At 49.6% G+C, this 19098-nt stretch carries 15 protein-coding genes; 9 read left to right on the forward strand and 6 right to left on the reverse strand.

Annotated elements, in window-relative coordinates:
• Positions 1–28: 28 nt before the first annotated feature.
• The gene (locus P1P86_08415) at positions 29–682 is read left to right on the forward strand and encodes a cytochrome c3 family protein (protein ID MDF1575196.1); all 654 of its coding nucleotides are present in this window, start codon (positions 29–31) and stop codon (positions 680–682) included.
• Between the two features lie 19 nt (positions 683–701).
• On the opposite strand, the gene P1P86_08420 is transcribed toward P1P86_08415, so the two are convergent.
• Positions 702–2078 (reverse strand): tryptophanase, encoded by a 1377-nt coding sequence (locus P1P86_08420; protein ID MDF1575197.1) that lies wholly within the window; start codon positions 2076–2078, stop codon positions 702–704.
• A 418-nt stretch (positions 2079–2496) separates the two neighbouring features.
• On the opposite strand from P1P86_08420, the gene P1P86_08425 reads away from it, so the two are divergent.
• From P1P86_08425 to ccsA, 3 genes are read left to right on the forward strand one after another with little or no spacing between them, the layout of a single operon-like run.
• A complete protein-coding gene (locus tag P1P86_08425) occupies positions 2497–3753 on the forward strand; it encodes a permease (protein ID MDF1575198.1) in 1257 nt (418 codons plus the stop codon).
• Positions 3754–3756: 3 nt separating this feature from the next.
• Positions 3757–6228 carry a ferrous iron transport protein B gene (feoB, locus tag P1P86_08430; GenBank protein ID MDF1575199.1) on the forward strand — a complete coding sequence of 824 codons (2472 nt, stop codon included), beginning with the start codon at positions 3757–3759 and terminating at the stop codon, positions 6226–6228.
• 37 nt (positions 6229–6265) lie between these two features.
• Complete coding sequence (gene ccsA, locus P1P86_08435; GenBank protein ID MDF1575200.1) at positions 6266–9331, forward strand: cytochrome c biogenesis protein CcsA; 3066 nt, start codon at positions 6266–6268, stop codon at positions 9329–9331.
• Here ccsA and P1P86_08440 read toward each other — a convergent pair.
• From P1P86_08440 to P1P86_08450, 3 genes are read right to left on the reverse strand one after another with little or no spacing between them, the layout of a single operon-like run.
• The gene (locus P1P86_08440; protein ID MDF1575201.1) at positions 9325–9975 is read right to left on the reverse strand and encodes a CAP domain-containing protein; all 651 of its coding nucleotides are present in this window, start codon (positions 9973–9975) and stop codon (positions 9325–9327) included. The two genes, ccsA and P1P86_08440, sit on opposite strands and share 7 nt — an antisense overlap.
• Positions 9965–10384: a GNAT family N-acetyltransferase gene (locus P1P86_08445; protein ID MDF1575202.1), complete on the reverse strand. Its 420-nt coding sequence runs from the start codon at positions 10382–10384 to the stop codon at positions 9965–9967. The genes P1P86_08440 and P1P86_08445 overlap by 11 nt, the downstream gene beginning before the upstream one ends.
• Before the next feature lie 6 nt (positions 10385–10390).
• Positions 10391–11851, reverse strand: coding sequence for an NfeD family protein (locus P1P86_08450; protein MDF1575203.1), 1461 nt, complete (start codon positions 11849–11851; stop codon positions 10391–10393).
• 69 nt (positions 11852–11920) lie between these two features.
• On the opposite strand from P1P86_08450, the gene purB reads away from it, so the two are divergent.
• From purB to P1P86_08465, 3 genes are read left to right on the forward strand one after another with little or no spacing between them, the layout of a single operon-like run.
• Positions 11921–13270: an adenylosuccinate lyase gene (purB, locus tag P1P86_08455; protein ID MDF1575204.1), complete on the forward strand. Its 1350-nt coding sequence runs from the start codon at positions 11921–11923 to the stop codon at positions 13268–13270.
• Positions 13267–15090, forward strand: coding sequence for an ABC transporter ATP-binding protein (locus P1P86_08460; protein MDF1575205.1), 1824 nt, complete (start codon positions 13267–13269; stop codon positions 15088–15090). The genes purB and P1P86_08460 overlap by 4 nt, the downstream gene beginning before the upstream one ends.
• Positions 15091–15096: 6 nt before the next feature.
• The gene (locus P1P86_08465; GenBank protein ID MDF1575206.1) at positions 15097–16056 is read left to right on the forward strand and encodes a hypothetical protein; all 960 of its coding nucleotides are present in this window, start codon (positions 15097–15099) and stop codon (positions 16054–16056) included.
• Here P1P86_08465 and P1P86_08470 read toward each other — a convergent pair whose 3' ends face one another.
• A complete protein-coding gene (locus P1P86_08470; protein MDF1575207.1) occupies positions 16057–16506 on the reverse strand; it encodes a hypothetical protein in 450 nt (149 codons plus the stop codon).
• 196 nt (positions 16507–16702) lie between these two features.
• Between P1P86_08470 and P1P86_08475 the strand changes: the two genes are divergently transcribed.
• On the forward strand, positions 16703–17062 hold the full coding sequence (locus P1P86_08475; protein MDF1575208.1) for a hypothetical protein: 360 nt from the start codon (positions 16703–16705) through the stop codon (positions 17060–17062).
• On the opposite strand, the gene P1P86_08480 is transcribed toward P1P86_08475, so the two are convergent.
• Positions 17052–18080 carry a 2-hydroxyacid dehydrogenase gene (locus P1P86_08480; protein ID MDF1575209.1) on the reverse strand — a complete coding sequence of 343 codons (1029 nt, stop codon included), beginning with the start codon at positions 18078–18080 and terminating at the stop codon, positions 17052–17054. The genes P1P86_08475 and P1P86_08480 overlap by 11 nt on opposite strands.
• A gap of 82 nt (positions 18081–18162) precedes the next feature.
• Between P1P86_08480 and P1P86_08485 the strand changes: the two genes are divergently transcribed.
• Positions 18163–19098, forward strand: a complete 936-nt coding sequence (locus tag P1P86_08485; protein MDF1575210.1) for a rhodanese-like domain-containing protein — start codon at positions 18163–18165, stop codon at positions 19096–19098.

Consider the following 19098-nt stretch of genomic DNA (forward strand, 5'->3'; position numbering starts at 1 on the left):
TAACTGTCTTCCCTGTCACAATGGGAATGTGTCGTCCACCAACATCCTGGCCCAGCTGACCAAGCCCTACCTGCATAATGTGTATGCATACAACCTGGAGCATGATGCTGCAGAGGATCCGCTGGTGCTTTCCATGCATGTGGAGTGCGAGGATTGCCATAATCCGCATGCTGTAAGCAATACACCTGCCCTGGCCCCGGCCGCCAATGGATTTCTCACCGGGATCTCCGGGGTGGATCAGAGCGGGAACCCGGTGGATCCCATTCAGTATGCTTATGAGCTTTGTTACCGTTGCCATGCCGACAGTCCGGCCAAACCGACCAGTCTGACCACCCGGCTGATTGAGCAGAATAATGTGATACTGGAGTTTGATCCGGCCAATCCCTCGCATCACGCACTTACTTCGGCAGGGGCCAATCCCAATGTCCCCAGTCTGATTGCTCCTCTTAGCGAATCAAGCATGATCTACTGTACGGATTGCCATGCCTGTCATGATCCGCACGGAATCAGTCATAACCAGGGCAACAGCACCAACCATGCCCATCTGATCAACTTCGACAGGAGCATGGTCTCACCTGCCAATAATGGTTTGCTGCAATTCGAGAGCCTGGGCGTGTTCTCAGGCCGTTGCTACCTGAATTGTCATGGTCAGAATCACATGGGATTTGCCTTTGAGTATTAACTCCGGTACCGGGTGGATTTTAGGTGATTTTTTCAAGCTCCACGGTAAAATGACGCATAATCGGGGCCTCATAAGTGATCTTGTACCCCGAGTGGATCTGCTCTTTGCGTTTATGAATGTTGATCAGTGCAGCGGCCACATAATCCATATGGTTCCTGGTATACACCCTCCGGGGGATGGTTAAGCGCAGCAGTTCTAACCTGGGATACCGGTTCTCACGGGTTTCCGGATCCCGGTCGGCCAGGAGGGTCCCGATTTCCACGGCCCTGACTCCCGATTCCAGATATAGTTCTGCCGCCAGTGTTTGTGCGATAAACTCTTCCCTGGGCACCCCAGGCAGAAAGCGGGCGGCATCGACAAAAATGGCATGTCCCCCAAATGGTTCCTGCACGGGAACTCCTGCTTTCCTGAGCAGCTCACCCAGGTAGTGGACCTGGGTGATCCTGCTTTCCAGGTAGCTATAGGTGGAGGCCTCTTCCAGCCCCTGAGCCAGGGCGGCCATATCCCTTCCCGACATGCCCCCGTAGGTGATGAATCCTTCAAACATGATATTAAAGGTGGATGCTTCCCGGAAGAGGTCCCTGCTCCTGAGAGCAATGAATCCGCCCATATTCACAATTCCGTCTTTCTTGCTGCTCATGGTCATTCCATCGGCACAGGAGAACATCTCCCGGATGATGTCCCTGATCGAATGATCCTTGTAGCCTTTCTCCCTGGTCTTGATGAACCAGGCATTTTCTGCAAACCTGGCCGCATCAAAGACTACGGGGATCCCGTATTGATCGGCAAAATTGCGCACTGCCTTCAGATTCTCCATACTCACGGGCTGGCCTCCTGTGGAGTTGCAGGTGACTGTAACAATTATCAGCGGAATCCGCTCCTTCCCGTAGACCTGAATCAAATTTTCAAGTTTACTTAAATCGAGGTTTCCTTTAAAAGGGTGGTACTTCCGGGTGTCTCCGGCCTCATCGATGGTACAGTCAAAGGCGCGGGCCTTTCTAAACTCAATATGTCCCTTGGTTGTATCGAAATGTGCATTACCCGGTACCACTTGTCCCTCCTTCACCAGCACCGAAAAGAGCACATTTTCAGCGGCTCGTCCCTGATGGGTGGGAAGAACGTAGGGGAAGCCTGTCAGAGAGGTGATTACCTCCTTCATCCGATCAAAGGACCGGCTTCCGGCATAGGCTTCGTCACCGCTCATCAGGGCGGACCACTGCTCCTGGCTCATGGCCCCGGTTCCGGAGTCGGTCAGCAGGTCGATAAATACCTGTGTGCTCTTCAGGTTAAACAGGTTATAATGTGCCTCCCGGAGCCACTCTTCCCGCTCCGCCCTGGTGCTGGGATGCATGGGTTCGACCATTTTTATTTTATAGGGTTCTGCGTATGGTAACATGAGATATCGTATTGGAAATGAACTATAAATGCTGAGTTGGAAAAACGGGGGATAGCCTCGTGCCGGCAGGGGCTGTCTGGCAAGCGCCGGACGCTAAAATTTGTCCCGTTGTTTGATATTGAGGAACAGGCGTTTGGAAGTGATATCCATATAAATATTCATACCAGGTACAAAGATAAGCCGATGCGGCCAATTAAGATGGAAGAGAAGGATGTTCTTGGGCATTTAGCTTGCCCTGATCTCTTCTTCAGCTTCTTTCATCCTGCAAAAAGCTGTGTATAAGATCTATTTCTGCCCCCCCCGTTTCAGATAAAATACCCAATTATGGGGATCAGGCGCAAGCAATTCTGTTCTATTTTTGCAAATCAGTGATCCTTATACAGATTTGTTTGTTATACTAGTCTCAAAGTAGATGCATGTGCTTAAGATTGCCGGGACATATGTAAGTGAGCTGGTAGGGCTGGTGAATGAGATGTCACCCTACCTTCTACTGGGATTCTTATTTGCCGGAATACTCCGGGTATTATTTCCAAGGCACTTGATTACCAGGTATATGGGTCAGAGTAATTTCAGATCGGTATTCAATGCATCCCTGCTTGGGGTCCCCATGCCCCTTTGTTCCTGCGGGGTACTTCCTGCCGGGATCGGGTTCTACAAGAATGGAGCCGCCAGGGGACCTACCATTTCTTTTTTAATCTCCACACCCCAGACCGGAGTGGATTCCATTCTGGCCACCTACTCCCTGCTCGGACTCCCGCTGGCTATAATCAGGCCGATAGTTGCTCTTTTTACAGGGCTTTTAGGAGGAGTGCTGGGAAATGCAGTGGACAGAAATGCTGTGGAGGAGATTGAACGCGGAAGCAAAAGTGAAGAGAAATATGAGAGATCGGTCCGCGAACTTTTCAGGTATGGATTTGTCGAACTGATACAGGATATCTCCAAGTGGCTGCTGATCGGTATACTGCTTGCTGCCTTGCTGGCAGTATTAATTCCCAATGATTTTTTCACAAATACCATTTCCAGCGAATACCTGGCCATGCTCCTGATGATCGCAGCTTCGGTACCGCTCTATATTTGTGCCACGGGTTCTATTCCCATTGCAGCGGTTCTGCTGATGAAGGGGCTGGCTCCCGGAGCTGCACTGGTCCTGCTTATGGCAGGTCCGGCCACCAATATCGCCACCATGGCAGTGATAGGTAACTCGCTCGGGAAAAGAGCTCTCTGGGTATACCTGGGCAGCATCATCGGCGGGGCGCTTTTTTTCGGGATCCTGGTCAACGAACTTCTGCCCAGGGAGTGGTTTACCGGTGCCATTGCATCGGTGGCTCATGAACACGGAACCGGATGGTTCAAATGGGCCTCATCGGCCCTTCTTGTGCTTTTGATTCTGAACGGATATTTAATGAAACTGCTCTCCTCCCGAATGGAGCGGAGAAGAGACCGGGAAAAAACAAATCGTATGAAACATGATATACTACAATACCGGGTAGAAGGGATGACCTGTGATCACTGTAAGGCAAGCGTTGAAAACGGATTGAAGAGTCTGAAGGGTATCTCGGAGGTAGTGGCCGACCGGATCAATAATCAGGTGAGCATTCAGGCCGGCTCTGTGTCAGAGAATCAAATCAGGGAGACCATTGAAAAGCTGGGTTACAGGTTTGTGGGCAAGCTTTAGGAGATGACTCTGAATGATTTACATACGGGCGAATCTGCAACCATTGCCAGGATCAGGGGTCGTGGCGCTTTTCGTAAACGCCTGACAGAGATGGGTTTTATCCGCGGGAAAAACATTACTGTCTTAAAGTCGGCGCCTCTGAAGGATCCGGTAGAATACAGAATACTGGACAGTAATGTATCGCTGCGCAGAAGCGAAGCCAGCCTGGTGGAAGTTATTTTGGAGAGCGACTACCAGACGATATCACCGGGCAGGGCGGGAATGATTTCCGATGTTTTTCAGAGGGGACCGTTGATGCCCAGGCCCGGGAAAATCATTGATGTGGCCCTGGTGGGGAATCCCAATTGCGGTAAGACCACTTTGTTTAACCGGGTCTCCCGTTCCAGGGAACATGTGGGAAACTATTCAGGGGTCACTGTCGGTTCGAAGGAGGCTCTGTTCAACCACAGGGGCTATACCTTTCGCATGACCGATCTTCCGGGCACCTACTCTCTTTCCGATTACTCCAGTGAAGAGCGCTTTGTCAGGGAGCATATCCTGAAAAACAAGCCCGATGTGGTGGTCAATGTGGTCGATGCCAATAACCTGGAGCGGAATCTCTACCTCACCAGTCAGCTGATCGACATGGATGTTACCGTGGTAGTGGCACTGAATATGTATGATGATTTGTTGGAGAAAAAGGATAGAATCGACCTTGGATTATTGAGTAAGCTTCTGGGCATAAGGGTTGTGCCAACAATAAGTACACGGGGCAAAGGAATTTTCAGGTTGTTGAATCATGTCATTCGTGTTTTTGAAAACCAGGATCCTGATATCAGGCATATCCATATCCATTACGGGGAGGAGATCGAACAATCGGTGCAAAAACTACAGGAGCTGATTCGTCTCACACCCTCCCTCACAGATCACTACTCATCCCGGTTCATTGCCCTGAAACTGCTGGAACAGGATGACAATTGCACCTTTCTGATCTCAGGTGCGGAAAATTTTCTGGAGATACAGGCAACAGCCAGGGAGGAGAATGAAAGGATCAGCAGACTTTTCAGGGACGATACCGAAACTCTGATCACAGACGCCCGCTATGGCTTTGTGGCCGGAGCTCTGAAGGAGACCATGAAGAGAAGCGGGAACGATCCGGGCTTTTCGCGTTCTCAGCGAATCGATCGCGTACTCACTCATAAGTACCTGGGCCTGCCCATTTTTCTGGGTTTTCTCTGGATCATGTTCCATGCCACCTTTACCTTGGGGAACTATCCCATGGGCTGGATCGAACAGGGCGTGGATCTGCTGGGTCAGCTTATCCGCACAAATATGGCAGAGGGGATCTTCCGGGATATGCTGGTTGACGGGGTTATCGGGGGTGTGGGAGGCGTCATTGTCTTTCTTCCCAATATCCTCATTCTGTTTTTCTTTATCTCGCTGATGGAGGATACGGGCTATATGGCCCGTACCGCTTTTATTATGGATAAGGTGATGCATTTGTTTGGCCTTCACGGGAAGTCCTTTATACCGCTGATCATGGGCTTTGGCTGCAATGTGCCTGCCATCATGGCTACCAGAACGCTGGAGGACCGGAACGATCGTCTGCTGACCATGCTGATCATACCCTTTATGTCGTGCAGTGCCCGGCTTCCGGTCTATGTGCTGGTGGCCGGAGCCATTTTTCCTGCAAAAGCAGGGAATGTAATTTTTATGCTTTACATCCTCGGGGTTGTATTTTCCATGCTGATGTCCATCCTTTTTAAGAAGACACTTTTTAAGAATAGCGAGGCCCCTTTTGTCATGGAGCTGCCCATGTACAGGAACCCCGGGATCCGCGTGATCATGCGCCATATGTGGAGAAAGGGCTCACATTATCTGAAAAAGATGGGTGGAGTGATCCTGGTGGCATCCCTGGTGATCTGGGTGCTGGGGTATTTTCCCAGGGGGGTGGAGTATTCAAGGGATTATGAGCATCTTATAAACCTTGAGAAACAGGCTGGTTCCGGGCAATCCGCCTCACAAATTATGCTTTTGACCAGGCAAATGGAATCGGAGCGACAGCAAAACTCCTATATCGGAAGGATTGGTATGGCCGTAGAACCCCTTATCAGGCCTTTGGGCTTTGACTGGAAGATGGGCATCAGTCTGGTCACAGGTTTTGCTGCCAAGGAGATTGTGGTAAGCACCATGGGTGTACTCTACCAGGCTGATCCCGGTGGGGAGGAAGGGACGGCCTCCCTGCAGGACAGGATCAGCAAGGAGGTGTACAGTGAAGGTCCTAAAGCAGGAAGCAGGGTGTTTACTCCTCTGGCCAGCATCTCTTTTCTCCTGTTTGTGCTTTTTTATCTGCCCTGTGTCGCGGTTATCGCCACGGTAGGAAGGGAATCGGGAAGCTGGAAGTGGGCTGCTTTTGTCCTGTTTTATACGACGGCCATCGCCTGGACGGCCAGTTTTGCAGTATACCAGCTGGGCAGTTTGTTCCAACTGGGATGATTTATTATATTGCGCCCCCTATTAAATGTGTAACACTATGTTAAAAAAGCTATCCTTTCTCGTTTCTATGCCATTTATGGCTGTCCTGGTGATATCCCTGATAGTTGTTCTGGCACTGGCCACCTTTGTTGAGAGTGCCTATGGCACACAAACGGCATGGGCCGTGATATATGGGACGCACTGGTTTGAGCTGTTGATGCTCCTGATCGGAATCAACCTGGTAGGGGTCATGGTAAAGCAGAAATTCTTCAGACGAAAGAAGATCGTCGTTCTGTTGTTTCACCTGGCATTTATCCTGATCCTGCTGGGAGCCTCTGTAACCCGCTTTATCAGTTATGAGGGCAATATGCATATCCGGGAAAATTCTGCATCTGATGTCATGCTGAGTAACAATGCCTATATAAATGTCTTACTGGAAGCCAGGGGGGAGCGCTCCGAGCATGCCAGAGAGGTGATGCTGACCGAACTGACCCCGAAAGATTACCGGATGAGCACCCGTGTGGGTGGAGAAAAGGTCACGATCAGATCCACAGAATACCTGAGCAGTGCGATTGAGCAGTATATATCCTCTCCGGGGGGAGAACCTTATATGCAGCTGATGCTGGTAAGTGACCGGCAGACCACCATCGGGATCCCATCGGGGTCCACACAGGAGGTAAACGGAATGACCATTGGTTTTAACAGGGCCGATACATCGGCCATGGTTAATTTTTATTCCAGGGGCGATATGATATGGATGACGGCACCCTTTGCTGTTTCGGTCATGCAGATGGGTGGCGCCGGAGGTGAAGAGTATGCTCCCGGGCAGGAAGTACCTGTGAGGGAGAATACCCTCTACGCGATGGCGAATATGCGTTTGGCACTTCAGAGTTATATGCCTTCTGCCAGGAAGCAGATTGTAAGAGCTCCTGCTGGTCAGAGGGGTTCACATCTGGGAGCCGTCCGCCTGGAGATCAGTTACAGGGGGATGACAGGCGAGCTTTACGTACCGGGACTGGCCAGGCTGGCAGGACAGCCGGTCAGCGGAAGCATGGGTGATCTTAACTATACGGTCACTTATGGATCCAGAGAGATCAAAGTGCCATTTTCGCTCTTCCTGAAAAATTTTGAGGTGGAACGTTACCCCGGTTCCAACAGTCCATCGTCCTTTGCCAGCGATGTGGTATTGCTTGACCAGGAGATGGGAATCCAGGAAGAACGGAGGATATTTATGAATAATGTATTAAAGCACAGGGGCTACCGATTCTATCAGGCTTCCTATGACAACGATGAGCAGGGAACGATTCTTTCGGTGAACAGGGACAGGGCGGGTACCCTCATCACCTACCTGGGTTATCTGGTTTTGATAGCCGGAATGGTAGTGGCTCTTTTTGTTCCCGGAACACGCTTCTCCATGATCGCCAGGAAATCTGCTCCTGCAGCAAAGGTCCTGGTTATGGTTCTTTTGCTTCTGGGCGGAAGTCTGTCGCTGTTTTCTCAGGAGGTTCCGCCCAGGGATGTGGCCCAGGACTTTGGCTATCTTTGGGTTCAGGACAAAGGGGGCCGTTTTGAACCCATGAATACCCTCTCCAATGAGGTGGTCAGGAAGATTACCAAACACAGCCATTATCAGAGCTACAGCGCCGATCAGGTACTTCTGGGAATGATTCTCTATCCGGATGTCTGGCAGAATAAAGAGCTGTTCGAGATAAAACATCCGGAGCTGCATCGCCTGACTGGTTACAGGGGAGAAATGGTAAGTTTTAAGGATATGATGGATTCCACAGGAAGTTATCTGCTCTCTAACCTGGTGAATGAGGCATATGCCAAGCAGGTACCCATGCAGACAGAGTTGGACCGGGAGCTTATTAAACTGGACGATCGTCTGAACGCTTTCTACCTGGTGCAGTCGGGAGGACTGATCCGCATATTCCCTGATGAGGGAGCTGAGAATCACCGGTGGGCATCGCTTAGCGAGGCGATGATGGGACAGATGACTCAAAAAGAGGATACCATGTCCAATGTCTTTTTCCGCTACCTAAGTGCCTTGCAGCAAGGGGATTATACAGCTGCCGGGTTCTATGTGGACCAGCTTGGTGAGAGCCAGCTTTCCTCTGAAATTCTCCCCCCCGAATCCAAAAAGAAGATGGAGCTCATTTACAACCGGATCAATATCTTTCCGCTTCTGGCAAGATTTTACGCTCTCTTCGGGGTCATTATGATGGTGCTGGCCTTTCTGTTGGTTTTCAGACCGCGCAAGCTATATAAATTCCTCTTCAAGGTGGGAGTGATCCATTTGTCAGTGGCACTGGTGGCACATACCGTGGCCCTGGGGCTCAGATGGTATATCAGCGGTCATGCCCCCATGAGTAACGGTTATGAATCGATGATCTTTGTGGCCTGGGTAACTTTGCTGGCCGGATTGATCTTTGTAAAACGATCCGGATATGCGCTGGCACTTACCGCCATACTGGCGGCTCTCTCCTTACTGGTAGCAGGAATGAGTAATATGAATCCGGAAATAACGAATCTGGTGCCTGTCCTTAAGTCTGTATGGCTTACCATCCACGTGGCTGTGATTATGGCCGGGTATGGCTTCCTGGGTTTGGCTTCTATCATGGGCTTGCTGAATGTTGCATTGTACGCTTCGCTTTCTCCCTCCAATAAAACCAGGCTTGAAGAGGTGATTCAGCAGGTGACCCATGTGAACCACCTGACCTTGATTGTGGGTCTCTATTTTATGACTGCCGGGGTTTTCCTGGGAGGGGTATGGGCCAACGAATCATGGGGACGATACTGGGGATGGGACCCCAAGGAGACCTGGGCCCTGATTACGGTGCTGGTGTATGCTTTTGTGACGCATATGCACCGGATTCCCGGACTCAGGGGAAGCTTTGCCTTTAACCTGGCGTCCTTCATCTCTTACAGTTCCGTAATGATGACTTATTTCGGGGTGAACTACTTCCTGGGAGGAATGCACTCCTATGCCAGTGGTTCCTCCTTTACAATACCCCTGTGGACCTACCTGATACTGCTTATGCTTGTGGGACTGTCGGTGTTTGCCTTCAGAAAGCAGCAAAAGCTGTTGCCAGAGAAGTCCCCGGATGAAGCAAGGGATCAGTAGGGCACCTCATTCATGCTGCCGGCGGATGTGGAACCAAAGTCCATCACGCAATTGATCCGGTATTTGCGATGGGGCCTGAAGGCCACTCCAATGGAGTTGAAGTCGCGGGACAACATATTGTTCCGGTGCCCCAGGCTTTTAATGCCCTCATCGATCAGCAGGGAAATTACAATATCGATGGCCTGTTCATATCCATAGGAGCAGTTTTCACCCACATGGGTATATGGATTTCCAAGCAAAGGTTCAAAGCGCTTTTTAAAACCACTGTGACCGGTAGTTCCTTTTTCTCCGGAACTTTGTGCGTGACCCTGAGCCACTGCTGTTAAATCTTCCTGCGGCATCAGTGGAGCCAGTCCCTTGGTTTTTTTCAAATCTCTTTGTAGTGATCTGATATAGCTGCTGTTATCCAGACTCTTTTCCTGAAGGTAGCTCTGGAGGAAGGTTTGGGCAAAAAGGGGCCCGTCATGCCTGGCCATATTCATAAACAGGATCACTTTCTTTTCCTCTTCGTTGAGGTAGTCACTTTCCCCGGCACTATTCAGTGAACGGACCAGACCCGCTTCCCAGGCCGACCATGGACCGGACTGTCCAAGCATGGGTAGCGGGAGGAACAGGAAGCATATGAGGATCGTCCTAGGTATCATGCTGGAGCATATATACTTCATAGTCGTCGAATACTTTAAATCCCAGGCTCAGGTACAGACGTATGGCCGGGATATTATCCCGGTGAACCTCCAGCTTCACGGGGGAGTTTTTTTCCCGGGCAAAGGCAAGTGATTCCAGGGCCAGCATTCGGCCATAACCTAAGCCCTGTTTAGAGGGCAGAATCGCAAAATGATGAAGCTGGACCCGTCTTCCGTCCCAGGTAAGCCAGGAGGTGCCGAAAATCCTGTTGTTCAGCTCTTCCTCCAAAACCAGGAATCTTCCACCCTGGGCATTACATCGAAGGATCGAATCCGGGGTATCCCCGCGTTCTGCCGTATAAATACCCGTCTCTTTCCAGAGGGCATCTACCTTCGGAAAATCAGGGGGTTTGTAATCACGGATGATCATTTGAAATCAGGCTTTTACCACATAAACCTGACCGGTCTCATACCGGATGACCTTAATGGGAGCACCTTTTTCAATAAATCCATACTCAGATTTGGCGTCATAGAGTTTATCATTTATCATAACCTTCCCGGAGGGCCTTAAAACCGTATGGGCTGCTCCCGTCTCTCCGATCAGGCTTTGCTGTTCGGTTTCCACCCCGATAAATCCTTCCTCGGTGCGTTGTTCACTTTTCAGAGACAGGTTTCCGAAAGCGGTGGTGGTCAGCAATTTTCTGGTTGCCCACAGGGACAAAATGACCCCCATCAGCACTGCCACAAGCACCAGGCTGAGGGATTTCATTAAAATTCCCAGGCCTTCGCCCGTAAACTCGGGATCCTCGAACACAACGTTATCAACCAGGCTAAGAGTGAGACCGGTAATGACTGCAATGATCCCCGCAACACCTGCCACCCCAAAGCCGGGGATGGCAAATATCTCAACCATGATCAGGATTATTCCCACAATGAAAAGAAGCAGTTCCCAGTTTTCGACCAGTCCTTCCAGGTAGAGCGGGGCAAAATAGAGCAGTGCTGCTACAATGGCCGCCCCCAGGGCGAATCCAATTCCAGGCGACTGCAGTTCAAAATAGATGCCCCCGATGATGATCATAATCAGAATACCGCTTACCAGAGGATTGATCAACAGACCAATCACTTTATCCAAACCGGAAGGATTATAGGATCGGAGTTCATACTCCCCGATTCCGATTTTGGAGATCACCTCCTCGATGGAGGTGGCAGTTCCTTCGCAATATCCGTGAGTGATAGCCTCGGATGCAGTAAAGGTCAGGACCTGACCGGTATCACTGATCCCCTCCACATAGAGTCTGGGATCCACCATCGCTTCGGCTATGGCCGGATTGCGATGCCAGATAAACAGGGTATCTGTACCGGTGATAAGGGTGTCTTGCCCGTGCGCTTCTGCTGTGGCTCTCATGGTGGCCCTCATGTAGGACTGGTATTTATCGGGTACCTGTTCCCCGGTCTGATTGACCACGGTGGCGGCTCCAATCTTTCCTCCCGGCTGCATGTAGATGCTGTCGCATGCGATGGCGATCAGGGCACCGGCCGAAGCGGCATTGTCATCAATAAAAACATGGACAGGCATGGGCGCATTAAGAATTTTTGTACGGATCGAGTCAGCAGCGCTTACTTCACCCCCGTAAGTGTTCAGATGAAGAATGACCACATCGGCATTCAGGGAAAGAGCCTCTTCAAAAGCTTCCCGGGTAATACGCCAGGCAGGAGCGGCAATGTTTTCTTTTATGGCAAAGGTGTAGACCAGGGTTTTCGGTCCGGAGGCAGAATCGGGAAGAGGATTTCCGGCCTCAGGTCCGGAATCACTGCTCACTGTGTCTGGTGCCCTTACCTGGCCGGAAAGTACAATAAGCAGTAAGGCAGCGAGAACAGTATATGTGGCTTGCTTCATAATGAACTGTATATAACTTCAAAAGTAAGAATATTTTCTGCTAAATTTGCGGGAACAAAACCGATTCGGATGGAATTAAACAAACTTACAGCAATCTCACCGGTGGATGGCCGCTACAGGTTAAAAACAGAAGAGCTTTCCGCCTATTTTTCGGAGTTTGGCCTGATCAGATACCGGGTGATGGTTGAAGTGGAATATTTTATTGCCTTATGTAAAGCGGGTATTCCGCGCTTATCTGAGCTAAGTCCGGATCAGCAGGAGGGACTGAGGACCATCTATACCGGTTTTTCCATGGAGGATGCAGAGAAAGTGAAAGAGATTGAAAAGCTTACCAACCATGATGTAAAGGCTGTAGAGTATTTTTTAAAAGAGAAATTTGAACAACAGGGATACGGCCGCTTTAAGGAATTTATCCATTTCGGACTTACCTCGCAGGACATCAATAACACAGCTACTCCTCTCTCTTTGAAAGATGCCATGCAGAGCAGCTACTATCCCATGCTGGATCAGCTGACCATGGAGCTGGAGAAACTGGCCACCGAATGGGACGAGATTCCCATGCTGGCAAGAACCCATGGACAACCGGCCTCTCCCACCAGGCTGGGTAAGGAAATCCGTGTTTTTATCGAGCGGCTCGATGTTCAGCTGGAGCAGCTGAAGGAGATTCCGGTACCTGCCAAGTTTGGGGGAGCCACAGGGAATATGAATGCTCATAAGGTTACTTACCCGGAGATAGACTGGTTCCGGTTCGGAGAGCAATTTGTGGGCGAAGTGCTGGGATTGAAGCGGTCCTGGCCCACGACCCAGATTGATCATTACGATAACCTGGCAGCCATGTTCCATGCTTTTGAGCGGATCAATACCATTCTGCTGGACCTTTCCAGGGATTTATGGACCTATATTTCGATGGACTATTTCAAGCAGAAGATCAAAGCGGGTGAGATTGGATCCTCGGCCATGCCCCATAAGGTGAATCCCATTGATTTTGAGAATGCGGAGGGCAACCTGGGCATGGCCAATGCCATTTTTTCATTTCTGGCGGCCAAGCTACCGGTGTCCAGATTACAGCGCGATCTTAGCGATTCCACCGTGCTTCGAAACCTGGGAGTGCCTCTCGGGCATACCCTGATTGCCATGCAATCGATGATTAAAGGTCTGGGGAAACTGATCGTGAATGAGACGGCCATCCGTGCCGATCTGGAAAAGAACTGGGCCGTTGTAGCCGAGGCGGTCCAGTCGATCCTGAGGAGGGAGGAGTATCCCAAGCCCTATGAAGCACTGCTGGAACTCACACGTACCAATCAGGCTGTGACCGCCGAAACCATTCATAAGTTTATTGAAAACCTGAGTATCAGCCAGGAGGTGAAAGAAGAGCTTTACCAAATTGCTCCCTGGAATTATACCGGATTGCAGATATGAAAAGATTTTTCAGGTTACTGAATTACCTGGTTCCGTATAAATGGTATGTACTGCAGAATGTTCTGTATAACATCCTGGGGGCTTTCTTTGCCCTTTTCTCATTTGCGATGGTGATTCCCTTCCTGAGGGTGCTCTTCAGTAATCAGCCCCTGGTGACCGAGCCCATGGAGTTTCATCTCAGCACCGAGTACCTGATGCATACTCTGAATTACTACATTGGGAAAATTATGCTGGCACATGAGGAGGCCGGGGCCCTGATTCTGGTTAGTTTGATGGTGGTGCTTTTCAGTCTGCTGAAAAACGGATTTATTTTTGCAGCCAATTTTATGCTGGCACCCATCCGGGCCTTTCTGGTGAGGGATATACGAAATGATATATACAGGAAGGTGCTGAAGCTCCCGCTCTCCTATTATACCGAAGCAAGAAAGGGAGATGTGATCGCAAGGATTTCCAACGATGTTCAGGAGATCGAGGCGTCGATACTAAGTTCTCTGCAGATGCTTTTCAGGGATCCCATTACCATCATTATTTACCTGGTGATTCTTTTTTCCATCAGTATCAATCTGACACTTTTTGCAGCCCTGGTGCTTCCGCTGACAGGCATCCTGATCGGGCGTATAGGGAAAAGCCTCAGGAAGACCACCTTCAGGGGACAACAGCGTCTCGGCGAATTGCTGGCCCTGCTCGAGGAGACCCTGGGAGGCTTAAGGATCGTAAAGGCATTTAATGCCGAGGAGCAGATGGAGGAGCGCTTTCTAAGCGTAAACAACCGGTTTTCACTGCTCATCCGGAAGGTGGTTCGCCGGAGATACCTGGCCAGTCCCATCAGCGAACTTTTGGCCACCATTGCCCTGATGGTGATTCTCGCATATGGGGGGTCTCTGGTACTTGGAGGAAACGATAAAATGACTGGAGAGAGCCTCATTCTTTTCCTGATGATCTTCTCCCAGATTATCCCACCGGCTAAAACCATCTCCACCGCCTGGATTAATGTACAGAAGGGAATGGCATCGGTCGACCGGGTGGATCAGCTCCTTCTGGCAGATGATAAAATCGTTGAAAAACCTGATGCTGTGGAAGCCGATGGTTTTCTGGAATCCATAGAATTCAGGAATGTCTCCTTCAAATATGATAAGGAGTATGTACTGAAGGATATCTCCTTTACCATCAGGAAAGGTCAGACAGTGGCCCTGGTGGGTAAGTCCGGATCAGGAAAATCGACCATGGTGGATCTGCTCCCCAGGTTTATGGACACCAGCGAAGGGCAGATATTTATCGATGGAGTGCCCATCCAGGATTTCAGCCTGAAATCCCTTCGCTCACTGATGGGTATGGTGAGTCAGCAATCGATCCTTTTCAACGACACCTTCAGGAACAATATAGCATTTGGAAAAAGTGAAGGGGCAGATATGGAGCAGATTGTAAATGCTGCAAAAGTAGCTAATGCTCACGACTTTATCATGGATAATGAGGAGGGATACGAAGCCGGAGTAGGTGAGGGGGGCGGCAAATTGAGTGGTGGACAGAAACAGCGAATCAGTATTGCCCGTGCGGTACTGGCCAATCCGCCCATATTGATCCTGGATGAAGCCACCTCTGCCCTGGATACAGAGTCGGAGCGACTGGTGCAGGATGCCATTATTAAACTGATGCAAAAGAGAACATCCTTTGTTATTGCACACAGACTCTCCACGATCAAACATGCCGATCTGATTCTCGTGATTGACGAAGGAGAGATTGTGGAGCGGGGCAATCATGAAGAACTGATCAGTAATAAGAAGGGCCTATATAGAAAACTACATTCCATGCAAATGTTTTAAGCTCCTATGAAGATCAGTGGATTTACAATGGGCAAAAATGCCCTGAAACTATATTATCCCATGCGGCAATCCGTGGAGTCGATTTTGCCGTTGGTGGATGAATTTGTGGTGGCCCTGGGCGATTCAGACGAAGATGATTTCACAAGAGCCGAGATAGAGGCCATTGGAAGTAAAAAGATCCGAATTGTGGATACCGTCTGGGACATAGAAAAATATCCCCGCGGCATGGAACATGCTCATCAGACCGATCTGGCCATGAAAATGTGCACGGGTGACTGGCTGTTTTACCTGCAATCGGACGAGGTCGTGCATGAACAGGATCTGGAGCCTATCCGGCAGCGTTGTGAAGAGCTTCTTGATGACCATGAGGTGGATGGACTGCTTTTCCGCTACCGCCATTTCTGGGGTGACTATGAGCATTTGCAGGATGGTCATTGCTGGTACCGGAGGGAGATCCGGATCGTCAGAAACCACCCGGATATCCATTCCTGGGAGTCTGCCCAGTCCTTCCGTAAAATTCCCGGCTTCGACGGAATAAATTACAGGCAGCAGGCAGGAACCTATAAACTCCAGGTTGCCACTGTGGATGCTGAAATTTTTCACTATGGCTGGGTACGCCCGCCCAGGCTTATGCAAAACAAAATCAAAGCCTTCAGTATCAATCACCGTGGCAAAGAGGGTGTGGCGGAGATGGAGGCCGCTCACCATTTTGATCGTGTTTTTGATTATGGGAACTTGTCCGGATATACCAGGTATGAGGGTACTCATCCTGCTGTTATGAAATCATGGATGGAGGGTTTTGACTGGAAGGATCAACTCCGTTTTACCGGTCCCACCCGGAGCCTGAATCCGTTCAGGGCCAAGCATGACAAATTAAAATACCGCCTGATTACCTGGATCGAAAAGAATCTTTTGGGGGGTGGACGCCTCGGAGAATTTGCCAACTACATTCTGTTAAAGAAGTAGCTATTTTTTAATCAGATTGCCCTCTTTGTCATAGGTCTTTTTCCCGGAAAGTTCTTCGCCTGTATCATAAGTTACTTCCTCGTAAAGTTCACCTGTTTCGTAGTAGCGTTTGGTAATGCCGTTCTTTCGGTTCTGGTAATAGGTGGTATGTTCGAAGATCTTTCCACTTTTGAAGAACCATATGGCAGGCCCGTGTTTTCGCCCATGCTCATAAGTGATCTTGGAATGGACCGTTAAGCCGTCCTCGTAAAAATTGACTTTTACTCCATGCACGTAGCCATTTTCATCCACAGGGTTCATGCTCGACAGGGTGCCGTCCTCTCGCTTTTTTTTCACCATGCCGGGCATCTCTTCCCCAACACTTTGTTGCGTCTGCTCCTTCCCCTGCTTGCATGATACAATCAGGATGGAGAGGCAAAAGATCAGCATTATATAGAGATATTTTTTCATGTGAGAGAGAGATTAGGAGGGTAAATATACCCGATTTTCTTTTACCAACAACAGAAGGAATTCAGATGTGATATTCCTTACATTGGTCTTCTCTTTTTGTCCTTCTGTCAATTATGGAGCAAAACATAACGGATCTACGCTTCTATTTTGATAATTTAAAAGCGGAATTTCAACTATACTCTAATAACACCCCGGAATGGAAATTAAAATTCTTGAGCAGGATGGTGTAATAATTCGTCAGGTATCCGGTGAAGTCATTTTCGAGGATCTGATGGAATCATGGAACATACTGTTTGCAAGTTATCCCAACCTGAAAAATTACAAAGGTATCCTGACCAGTTTTCTTGATGCCAGGGTTAAACATGAAGATAACAACCTGAATGCTCTGGTGGAGTTTTTTAAAGAACACCTGGACCAATTACAGAATCTGAAAATTGCAATGGTGATGGATACCCCCATGGTGACCAATACCATCATCCTGGGGCAGAGGGTTAGATCTTTGCAGATCAAGCCTTTCTCCACGATGGATGCCGCCATGCTGTGGATTAGTCATTAGGGACTGAATTATGATTTGCTGTCGGCTTCACTTCGTTAACCAACTCCTCGTTTCTGATGAAAGATTTCAGGTTTTCCAGGGTAGTGGCAGCAATTTGTTCCAGAGCTTCGCTGGTCAGAAAAGCCTGATGTGCCGTGATCAACACATTGGGGAAAGACATTAAACGTGCAATCTCGTCGTCCTGCAGGATCTGTTCAGACCGGTCCCTGAAAAACAGCTTCTCCTCCTGTTCATATACATCGATACCCAGATAACCCAGGTGGCGGTTTTTAAGAAAAGTAATGGCATCGTTGGTATTAACCAGCGCCCCCCGGCTGGTGTTTATCAGCATTACACCAGGCTTCATCATGCTTAGGGTTTTTTGATCTATCAGGTGGGTGGTTTCCGGAGTAAGCGGACAATGAAGAGAAATGATATCTGACTGATATAGAAGTTGTTCCAGGCTCACATATTCCAGCCCTGACAGTATCAGAGCTTCGTTCGGATAGGTGTCAAAGGCCAATACCCGGCAGCCCATGCCGGACATGATGGAGGAAAATGCTGCCCCAATTTTTCCTGTTCCGATAACTCCAACTGTTTTGCCGGACAGATTAAACCCGGTAAGCCGCTCCAGAGAAAAATTCCCTTCCCGGACACGGTTATAGGCTTTATGGGTTTTTCGGTTCAGGGTCAGAATCAGGGCCAGGGCATGCTCAGCCACAGCCTCAGGAGAGTAAGCAGGAACCCGGACCACCTTTATTTCTGCATCGATTGCTGCAGTCAGGTCCACATTGTTAAAACCGGCACATCTCAGAGCTATTAGGGATACACCATGCTCCTTCAGGATGCCAATGGTTTCTCTGTCAAGTACGTCGTTTACAAAGACGATGACTGCATTGAATCCGGCGGCCAGGTGGGCAGTACGCTTTCTCAGCCTGGCCTCAAAATGAGTGATATCGAAATGGAATCTTTTGTTTGCTTCATCAAAGTACTCCTTATCATAGGAGGTGGTGCTGAAAAGTGCTATTCTCATGGACATATAACAAAGTAAATTCTGTTTTGTGCTCCCTCTGTGCTCCCGCCGTCATTTATTTCATATTTTAGTGGCTAAATCTGGAGCCATGTACAACTTGTGGAAATGCCTCTTTGTTTTGCTGGTCATACCGGCGGCATTAATATGTCCGGGATGTTCGGAGGAGAAGGAGCCGGGGATTCCCGGAATCCTGGTATCCACCCAATGGCTTCAGGATCATATAGATAATCCAGATGTGGTGCTTCTTCATTCAGGATCAGCTGAGTTCTTTGATTCGCTTCATATACCCGGTGCCAGGTTCATCGATCCTGCCAGTTTCACGGTGAATACGGATTTGGTTCGCAATGAGATGCCTTCGGCAGACAGCATCCTGAAGCTGCTGAGGAGCGTGGGTGTGGACGATAATTCCAGAATAGTTCTCTACCATGAATCATCGAGGCTCCTTTCGCGCACGGCCCGGGTCTTTGCCGCTCTGGATGGGGTGGGACTCGGAGAGCGGACTTTTTTCCTGAACGGCGGACTGCCGGCCTGGGAGGAGGAAGCCAGGGAGACCACCGGTGTTAAAACACAGTTTTCATATGGTACACTGAGCAAAGCGGAATCCGGTCAGGTGCTTATCGAAGCTGAAGAGCTTGACAGAGGGCGATGGAGCCCCGATATGGTGGTGGTCGATGTAAGAACCGGCGAAGAGTATTACGGGACTCCGGGTTCACAGGAGGAGCCTGCCGAAGGCGGCCATGTGGAAGGGGCCTATTCCCTGCCTTATCAGTCACTTCTCAGAGACGATTATGATTATTTTTTCAAATCCGATGCAGCGTTGAAGGACTTGTTCCGGGAGGCGGGAATGGATCCGGGAAAGGTGAATGTTGTTTATTGTGGATCGGGGGTGCGTGCATCGGTTAGTTATCTGGCAGCCAGACATATGGGTTATAATGTTAGGCTATATGATGGATCCTGGGAGGAGTGGAAGCAGCTGGAACTGCCCTTGACCGGGCCGGTGACTCCTCCGGGTGACACGGAATAA

This window comes from Bacteroidales bacterium, from assembly GCA_029210725.1.
In the GTDB taxonomy this organism is placed as follows: domain Bacteria; phylum Bacteroidota; class Bacteroidia; order Bacteroidales.